Source organism: Streptomyces sp. sk2.1 (assembly GCF_008120935.1).
GTDB lineage: Bacteria > Actinomycetota > Actinomycetes > Streptomycetales > Streptomycetaceae > Streptomyces.
The window spans coordinates 1-7,167 of record NZ_RDBO01000213.1 but is presented as its reverse complement, the minus strand read 5'-3'; the positions used below and the strand labels follow the sequence as shown (position 1 = coordinate 7,167).

At 73.2% G+C, this 7,167-nt stretch carries 7 protein-coding genes and 1 pseudogene; all 8 read left to right on the top strand.

What is annotated here, in order from left to right; translation table 11 throughout:
- A pseudogene (locus EAO76_RS45650) lies at nucleotides 1–235 on the top strand (hypothetical protein); the annotation flags it as partial.
- Nucleotides 236–262: 27 nt separating this feature from the next.
- Complete coding sequence (locus tag EAO76_RS42675) at nucleotides 263–700, top strand: phage tail protein (protein WP_148841589.1); 438 nt, start codon at nucleotides 263–265, stop codon at nucleotides 698–700.
- A gap of 5 nt (nucleotides 701–705) precedes the next feature.
- On the top strand, nucleotides 706–1,512 hold the full coding sequence (locus EAO76_RS42670) for a LysM peptidoglycan-binding domain-containing protein (RefSeq protein ID WP_148841588.1): 807 nt from the start codon (nucleotides 706–708) through the stop codon (nucleotides 1,510–1,512).
- Nucleotides 1,512–3,515, top strand: coding sequence for a VgrG-related protein (locus EAO76_RS42665; protein WP_148841587.1), 2,004 nt, complete (start codon nucleotides 1,512–1,514; stop codon nucleotides 3,513–3,515). Before EAO76_RS42670 ends, EAO76_RS42665 begins: the two co-directional genes overlap by 1 nt.
- Before the next feature lie 153 nt (nucleotides 3,516–3,668).
- Nucleotides 3,669–3,962 (top strand): PAAR domain-containing protein, encoded by a 294-nt coding sequence (locus tag EAO76_RS42660; protein WP_148841586.1) that lies wholly within the window; start codon nucleotides 3,669–3,671, stop codon nucleotides 3,960–3,962.
- A gap of 6 nt (nucleotides 3,963–3,968) precedes the next feature.
- Nucleotides 3,969–4,382, top strand: a complete 414-nt coding sequence (locus EAO76_RS42655) for a GPW/gp25 family protein (RefSeq protein WP_148841585.1) — start codon at nucleotides 3,969–3,971, stop codon at nucleotides 4,380–4,382.
- Nucleotides 4,379–6,337 carry a putative baseplate assembly protein gene (locus tag EAO76_RS42650; protein WP_148841584.1) on the top strand — a complete coding sequence of 653 codons (1,959 nt, stop codon included), beginning with the start codon at nucleotides 4,379–4,381 and terminating at the stop codon, nucleotides 6,335–6,337. Before EAO76_RS42655 ends, EAO76_RS42650 begins: the two co-directional genes overlap by 4 nt.
- 5 nt (nucleotides 6,338–6,342) lie before the next feature.
- Complete coding sequence (locus EAO76_RS42645; protein WP_148841583.1) at nucleotides 6,343–6,876, top strand: phage tail protein; 534 nt, start codon at nucleotides 6,343–6,345, stop codon at nucleotides 6,874–6,876.
- Nucleotides 6,877–7,167 lie beyond the last annotated feature (291 nt).

The window sequence follows — 7,167 nt, the reverse complement described above, 5'->3', positions numbered from 1 at the left end:
CCAGGAACCCGACCCCGATCCCGAGCCGGCTCCCGGGCCCACCGCCGACGACCGCGGCGCACCCGGAGCCACGGCCTCCGGCGGACCGCCCGGSCCGGGCGGCCGGGAGGGCGGCGCGCCCGTGGTCACCGACGAGCTGGTGCGCGCCCTGTACCCGCCGCTCAGCAGGCTCTTCAAGGCGGACCTGCGACTGGAACGGGAACGGGCGGGGTTCCTCATCAACACCCGCCACTGAGACCGACGAGATCGAGAGGTACGCACCATGGCCACCGCCCAGGACGACGATCCCGCCGTAAGCGTCTGCTTCGTCGTCACGATCGACGACATCGAGCTCGGGTCGTTCAACACGTGCGACGGGCTGGGCTGCGAAGTGGTGCTCGAAACACGGGAGGAGGGCGGCAACAACGGGCATCTGTGGCAGCTGCCGACCCGCCTGAAGTACTCGAACGTGAAGCTCTCCAGGCCGCTGACCAAGGAGACCGAGAAGGTGGCCCGCTGGTTCGCCACCATGACGACCGGGTTCAGCCGCAAGACGGCACACATCGAGGCGCGGACCGGGGACGGGCGGAAGGTGGCCCAGTGGGGGCTGCTGGAGGTCGTGCCCGTCCGGTGGACCGGCCCCTCCTTCACCCCCGAATCGCCCAAGGTCGCGATGGAGACGATCGAGATCGCCCATCACGGCTATGTGATGGAGGGCTGAGCGTCGTGAGCGGTGCGGGTCCCATCGCCTTCAGTGCCGCCGGTACGTCCGGGGCGTCGGCGGCCACGAGGACGGGCCGGGGAGGGTCGGCCCGGCCCAAGCTGGAGCACGCCTACCTGGAACTGCGGACCCCGCCGACCGGTGGCGGCCTCACCCCCGGCGGCCCGTGCGGGCGGATCGACTTCCAGTTCAACCCCAAGGAGCTGAGCCTCACCAAGGCCGCTTCCTGGAAGCGCAGCCCGGCCAAGGGCGCCAAGAGCTCCGGCCCGCCGGAGTACCAGGGCTCGCAGCCCAGCAAGCTCACCGTGGAGATGTTCTTCGACGCCAGCGACACCCAGGACACCCGGGTGGTGACCTCGGTGGAGCAGCTCTTCGCGTGCTGCGTGCCGACGAACGAGACCCGCCAGCAGCAGCGTTCCTCGCCGCCGTGGGTGGTCTTCCACTGGGGCGGGCTGACCGGGTTCCCCGGCTACGTCAGCCAGGTGCAGGCGAAGTACACCCTGTTCACCACGTCGGGCGTACCGATCCGGGCCGTCTGCCAGGTGACGATGGAGGAGATCAGCGGCGAGACGCCGGGCCAGAACCCGACCTCGGGGGCGCTGGCCGCCCGCCGGGTGCACCGGCTGGGCGCCGGGGACTCGCTGCCGTCGCTCGCCCAGCGCGAGTACGGCGACCCGGCGGCCTGGCGGGTGATCGCGGAGGCGAACGGCATCGACGACCCGCTGCGGCTGGCGCCCGGACGGCAGCTGCTGCTGCCCGCGCTCGACGAGCTGAGCAGGCTCGAAGAGGGCCGGGACGGAGGGCGGTCCTGATGGCCCCGCCGGGCGTCGCGTCGGCGCTGGTGGTGGAGTTCGGCGGCGGTCCGCTGCCGCCGAAGTTCGTGAACACGCTGGTCGAGGGGTATGTCGACGACAGCCGGACGCTGCCCGACCTGTTCCTCCTCCGGTTCCGCGACCCGGACCGGGTGCTGCTGGAACAGACCGGGCTGAAGATCGGCAGCGAGGCCAGGCTGCTGGCCCGCGCAGGTGGCGACACCGCGCCGAAACCGTTGCTGAAGGGGGTCGTCACCGCCCTGGAGGTGGAGCTCGACGAGACCGGCACCTTCACCGTCGTGCGCGGGCTCGACGAGTCGCACCGGCTGTTCCGCGGGCGCCGGGTGGCCAGCTACCAGAACATGACGCTCGCCGACATCTGCGCCCAGGTCGCCCAGCGCGCCGGGCTGAAACCGGGCACGGTCGACGTGGCCGGGCCCGTGCTCGAACACATCGCCCAGCCCAACGTCACCGACTGGGAGTTCATCCGCGACCTGGCCGAGGAGGCGGGCGCCCAGGCGTACGTGCTCGACGGGCAGTTGCACATCACCCGGCCCGCGGAGGCGAGCGGCGCACCGGACGGTTCGGCGCGCGCCGACCGCAACCCGCTGGTGCTGGAGATGGGCAGCAATCTGCTGCGCTGCCGGGCCGGGGTGTCGTCCGCCGAGCAGGTCTCCGAGGTCGAGGTGCGCGGCTGGGACGTGAAGGCCAAGCAGCCACTGGTCGGGCGGGCCCCCGCGGGGAAGTCGGCGACGCTGGAGCTCGGGGTGAGCGCGGCCGAGGTGTCCGCCCCGTTCGGCGAGGCGCGTTTCGTGGTCACGGACGCGGCGTACGGGGCACAGGAACAGGTGGACCGGGCGGCGAAGGCCCTGGCCGAGCGGATCGCCGGGTCGTTCGCGGAGCTGGAGGCGGTGATCCGGGGGAACCCGGAGGTGCGGGCGGGCAGCGCGGTGGCGCTCAACGCGGTGGGGGCGCCGTTCGAGGGGCGGTACACGGTCACGTCGTCGCGGCACGTCTTCGACCCGGTGCGCGGGTACGAGACCTGGCTCACCGTCTCGGGTCAGCAGGAGCGCTCGCTGTTCGGGCTGACCGGCGGAGGACCGGGGGCCGGTGGCCCCGGCACGGGTTCCGGCGGCGGATCGCGGTGCGCGGGACTGGTCAGCGGAACGGTCACGGACACCCACGACCCGGACGGTTCGGGCCGGGTCAAGGTGCGGTTCCCCTGGCTGTCGGACGAGTACGCGAGCGACTGGGCGCGCACCGCGCAGTCGGGCGGGACCAGCGGCGGCGAGGCGTTCATCCCCGAGGTCGGGGACGAGGTCCTGGTGGGGTTCGAGCACGGCCACCTGGACCGCCCGTACGTCCTCGCCGGTCTGTACAACGGGAAGGACCGGCCGTCCCAGGGGAGTGGGGACGGCGGTTCCGGTGGTGGTGGCGCGGGCGGTCCCGGCGGTGTGGCCGGGGCGGTGGCCGCGGCCGTGTCCGGCGAACCGTCCACCGGCGGGGCGCCCTCCGGCGCCGCCGCCCCGGAGACCGCCGCCCCCCTGGTGGACCCGACGAGCGGGGCCGTCAACCGGCGCTCGGTCGCCTCCAGGAGCGGCAACCAGCTGGAGATCCTGGACGACGCCAACGGCCCGCAGGGCGTACGCCTGCTCACCGGCGACGGAAAGCTGAAGATCGACCTCGACCGCAAGGGCACCGTGATCGTGATCAACAGCGACGGCAGCGTGAACATCGAGGCCAAGCAGCAGGTGTCCATCAAGGCGGCCCGCGGGGTCGCGCTGGACGGCGGGCAGGGAACGCTCGAACTGAGCGGCGACAGCGTCACGCTGACCTCCCGCAGCGGAGTGAGCGTCGACGGCGGCAGCGGCGAGGTGAAGCTCTCCACCGGCGGAACGGTGGACGTGCGGGGCGGCACGGTCGCGATCGACGGAACACAGCGCACCGACATCAAGGGCGGCTCCTCGCTGGCCATCAACGCACCCCTGGTGAAGATCAACTGACCGCGCGGACGAGCCGGACGGAACCGGACGAGCCGGTCTGAACCGGATGGAGCGGGCGGAGCGAACAGCACGGACCGAACAGCACGGACCGAACAGCACGGACCGAACAGCGCAGACGCACCGGACGCACATGAGCGAGAGGAACGGACTGCCATGTCAGCAGCCGCGGCGGCAGCCGCACGGGTCGGCGACCCCACCGGACACCCCGGCACGGTCGGGCCGCCCGGAGTCCCGACCGTGCTGATCGGCGGGCTGCCCGCCGCCACGGTCGGCACCCCGCACCTGTGCGCCTCGCCGCCGCCCGCGGTGCACGCCCCGTCCGTGCTCGCGCCGCCCGGCAGCGCCACGGTGCTGATCGGCGGCCGGCCCGCCGCCCGGGTCGGGGACCTCGCCGCCTGCGGCTCGCCCGTCGTGTCCGGTTGCCCGACGGTGCTGATCGGAGGCTGAGCGTCCATGGGACAGGAGTTCATCGGCGCGGGCTGGGCCTTCCCGCCGCGCACGGACGCCACCGGTTCCATCGCCCTGGTGCGCGGCGAGCACGAACTGGAGGAGTCGATCCGGCTGATCCTGGCGACGTCACCGGGCGAACGCCCCATGAGACCGGAGTTCGGCTGCGGCATCAACGACTACGTGTTCGCCCCGGCGGACGCGGGCACGGCCGGACAACTGGCGTACGAGGTGCGCCTCGCGCTGGACCGGTGGGAGCCCCGGATCGAGGTGACCGAGGTCGTCGTCCGGTTCGACGACGCCGACGAGGGGGTCCTGTACATCGACGTCGGCTACACCGTGCGGGGCGCCAACGACCCCCGGAACCTGGTCTTCCCGTTCTATGTGATCCCGCAGCACGAGGAGGTGGACGGCGCGTGACGCTGCCCAGCCCGCATCTGGACGACCGCCGCTTCCAGGGCCTGGTCGACGAGGCGAAGCGCCTCGTCCAGCAGCGCTGTCCCGAGTGGACCGACCACAACGTGTCGGACCCGGGAGTGACCCTCATCGAAGCCTTCGCGACCATGGTCGACCAGCTCGTCTACCGGGTGAACCGGGTGCCGGAGAAGAGCTATCTGACCTTCCTCGACCTGATCGGGGTCCGGCTGCACCCGCCCACCGCCGCCCGTACCGACGTGACGTTCCGGCTCTCCGCGCCCCGGCCCGAACCGGTACGGGTACGGGCCGGCACGGAGGTCGCCACCGTGCGCACGGAGACCGAGGAGGCGGTGGTCTTCACCACGGTCGGCGAACTGTCCATCGTCCCCTGCGAGTTCGCCCACCTCGCCACCTGGCCGGCGTCCGGCGACGCCGCCGACCGCACCGAGGAGCTGACGCTCGGCCGGGCCGTGCCCTGCTTCGACACCACGCCCGCCCCCGGCGACGCCCTCTACGTGGGCCTGTCCACCGCCGTGCCGTCGGGAGTCGTCGCGCTGCGGCTGGACTGCGCGGTCGAGGGCGTCGGCGTGGACCCGCTGCGCCCGCCGCTGCTCTGGGAGGCGTGGGACGGCAGCGCCTGGACGGCCTGTGAGGTCGAGAAGGACGACACCGGCGGCTTCAACCGGTCCGGCGAACTGATCCTGCACCTCCCCCAGGGGCACACCCCGGCCGTCGTCGTGCGCCGCACCGGCGGCTGGCTGCGCTGCCGCCTGGTGGAGGCCGAACCCGGGCAGCCCACCTACATGGCGCCGCCGGTGGTGCGCCGGATCACCGCGTTCACGATCGGCGCGACCGTCGGGGCCGTGCACGCCGAGACCGTGACCGACGAGGTGCTAGGCCCGGCCGAGGGCGTACCCGGGCAGACCTTCACGGTGAGCCGCCCGCCCGTCGTCCCCGGCGAGTTCGTCGTCGAGGTCGCCGACCCGTCGGCGGGACCGCGGGGCGCGGAGTGGACCCGGGTCGACGACTTCGCGCACTCCGGACCCGACGACCGGCACATCACGCTCGACCCCAACTCGGGGCGGGTCGAGTTCGGTCCCGCGGTACGGGAACGGGACGGCTCCATCCGCTACTACGGGAAGGTGCCGCCGAAGGGCGCCACCGTGCGGGTGCGCTCGTACCGCACCGGCGGGGGCCTGCGCGGCAACGTGGCCCGCTCCACCCTCCGGGTGCTGCGCAGCGCCATCCCGTACGTGGCCCGGGTGGAGAACCGCCGCCCGGCACTCGGCGGGGTCGACGGCGAGACGGTGGAGAGCGCGCGGGTGCGCGGTCCGATGACGCTGCGGACGCTGCACCGGGCCGTGGTGCCGCACGACTACGAACTGCTGGCCCGCGAGGTCGCGCCCGACGCGTCCCGGGTGCAGTGCATCCCGGCCGGCGGGGACCCGGACGTCGAGGCGGGCGGGGTGCGGCTGCTCGTCGTACCGGCCGGGCGCAGCGACGAACAGGGCCGCATCCAGTTCGACGAACTCATCCCGCCGCAGCACACCCTGGCCCTGATCGCGGGCCACCTGGACGAGCGCCGGCCCATCGGCGCCCGGCTGGTGGTCGAGCCGCCGTACTACCAGGGGGTCACCGTCGTCGCCTCGGTGCAGGCCCGCCGGGGCGCCGTGCCGGAACGGGTGCGCGAGGAGGCGCTGGAGGCCCTCTACCGCTACTTCAACCCGCTGAGCGGCGGCCCCGGCGAGGACGGCTGGCCGTTCGGGCGGCCGATCCAGTCGGGCGAGGCGTTCGCCGTGCTGCAACAGGTGCCGGGGGTGGACCTGGTGGAGGACGTACGGCTCTTCCCCGCCGACCCCGTGACCGGGCAGCGCGGCGAACCCACCACCAAGATCGTGCTGGACCGGCACGCGCTGGTCTTCAGCTACGAGCACCAGCTCCGGGTACGGGGGGCCTGACCGCCATGCGCACTTCCGTGACCGGCCTGCCGACCCCGCACCCGCTGATCGAGCAACTCCCGGCGGTCTACCTGGAGCAGGACTTCCTGCGCCGGTTCCTGGCGGCGCTCGACGAGGTGCTCGCCCCGGTCCTGCTCTCCATCGACAACCTGCCCGCCCACCTCGACCCCCGCAGCGCGCCCGAGGACTTCCTCGCCTGGCTGGCCGAGTGGGTGGCCGTCGACACCCGCGCGAACCATCCGGTCCGGCAGCGGCGGGCCGCGGTGCGCGGCGCGGTGGAACGGCACAGCAGGCGCGGCACCCGGCGGGGACTCGCGGAGGCGGTGTTCCTGGAGACCGGGATCGAGCCGGACATCGTGGAGAGCGGCGGCACGGCGTGGTCGTCGACGCCGCACACCCGGTTCCCGGGCGGCCCGCGGCCGTGGGTGACGGTCCGGGTCCGGGCCGCGCAGCCGTACCAGGTCGACCGGGTGCGGCTGGAGGAGCTGATCCGTACGGAGATCCCGGCACACGTGGGCTTCGACCTGGAGGTCCTGTGATCTGCGAGACGTGCGGGCAGAACAACGTGCCGGGGACGCAGTTCTGCACGTCGTGCCAGGCGTACCTGGAGTGGGAGGAGCCGCAGGACGGGACCACGACGCCCCCGGCACGCCCGTCCGCCCCGTCCACTGCGCCGACCCCGACAGCCTCGCCTGCCCCAGCAACCCCAGCAGCTCCGACAACCCCAGCAGCTTCGACAGCCCCACCTGCCCGCACGTCTCGCAGATCACAGGACCTCCAGGTCGAAGCCCACGTGTGCCGGGATCTCCGTACGGATCAGCTCCTCCAGC